A 1,096-nucleotide genomic window follows, 5' to 3' on the forward strand; every position below is an offset into this window, starting at 1 on the left:
GTGCTGCAGTTCGGCCACACGCTGGTCCCGGGCGCGCTGCGCCTCACGTTCTGCGCGCTTCCTGGCTTCGGCTTCCTTCTCTTCCTGAAGGGCCTTGCGGCGTTGCTCATGCCCCTTACGGGTTTTCGCCCGGGACCAGCGTGTGGCCGAACTGCAGCACGATCCCGAAGCCGCATGGGCGCGCGTCGCGGAACTCCTTTCCATCCGAGGCACCCGCCACTACCCCGAAGTCGTCCGTCTCCTGGGGGACCTGGCTGCGCTGGCCGAACGAGACGGCGCCGTGCGCGCTTTCGCTCAGAGCTACGACCAGTTCGTTGTCGCCCACCGGACGAAGAAGGCCTTGATTCGAAAGCTCAAGGCCGAAGGGCCGGTCACGGCTACCCCGAGCAAACTCGCCTCCGACTGAGCTCTCCCGCACCGGCCGACGACACGGACACCGCCACGAGGCGGGAGCTGTGACTCCGGATGAATCCGGCGTGAGTTCCGCCGTGCGCGCACAACAGGAAGATCGCCCCGGCGGGAAACAGTGTTCATGGTGGGCGGCCTGGTGGTCATCGTCCTCATCAACTCCTGGTGGTCCAGCAGGTGCGACTCGTCGATCACGACCGTGGTGCGTCCGCGTTCGTCGACCTCCGCGGCCAGCGGCGGACGCCTGAACTGACAGGCATTCACCTCGCGCGGTTCCTACTGGACTCGTGCGAGGTACCGGTGGAGCTCACGGATTACCTGGCGGGTCGGCTGGAGATCGCCGACGCCAGAGCATCACCCGCTGGAACTGGAGCTGGCGGCCGCCGCCGAAGTCCGGCAGACGGCGGCGCAGCCGCTGACTGGGGAACGGCTCACTGGATCAGCTCGACGTGCGGATGGTCCGGGGATACCGGGCAGACGTGCAGCTGCATATCGTAGCCTCGGGCGAGGTCGAGCATGGTCGGGTTGTGCGGTTCGGCATGGGTGGTGGATGACAGAGAGCGGGCTCGGTCCTCGTCGGGAATCCAGTCGGGATAGTTGGAGTTCCATTCGCCCGAGGCGATGGTCAGCAGCGGATCCATCTCGGTGCCGCATGAGGGGCAGAGCCGGGGTAGGGGATCGGTGAGGC

The 1,096-nt window shown here is 66.8% G+C and carries 2 protein-coding genes and 1 pseudogene; 2 read left to right on the forward strand and 1 reads right to left on the reverse strand.

Going from position 1 to position 1,096, the window contains the following annotated elements; translation table 11 throughout:
* Nucleotides 1-142 precede the first annotated feature (142 nt).
* Both BZL64_RS39610 and BZL64_RS41960 read left to right on the forward strand, forming a co-directional pair.
* Nucleotides 143-406, forward strand: a complete 264-nt coding sequence (locus BZL64_RS39610) for a hypothetical protein (protein ID WP_143663330.1) — start codon at nt 143-145, stop codon at nt 404-406.
* Between the two features lie 126 nt (nt 407-532).
* A complete protein-coding gene (locus BZL64_RS41960; protein WP_279634616.1) occupies nt 533-661 on the forward strand; it encodes a hypothetical protein in 129 nt (42 codons plus the stop codon).
* A 178-nt stretch (nt 662-839) separates the two neighbouring features.
* Here the strand turns inward: BZL64_RS41960 and BZL64_RS28005 are convergent.
* Nucleotides 840-1,096, reverse strand: a pseudogene (locus BZL64_RS28005) (hypothetical protein); the annotation flags it as partial.

It is taken from the genome of Streptomyces bobili, assembly GCF_002154575.1.
GTDB classification, from domain to species: Bacteria; Actinomycetota; Actinomycetes; order Streptomycetales; family Streptomycetaceae; genus Streptomyces; species Streptomyces bobili.

What these genes read in the sequence shown, in the direction of transcription:
- BZL64_RS41960 (WP_279634616.1), top strand. Translation starts at nt 533, where the DNA reads ATGGTGGGCGGCCTGGTGGTCATCGTCCTCATCAACTCCTGGTGGTCC.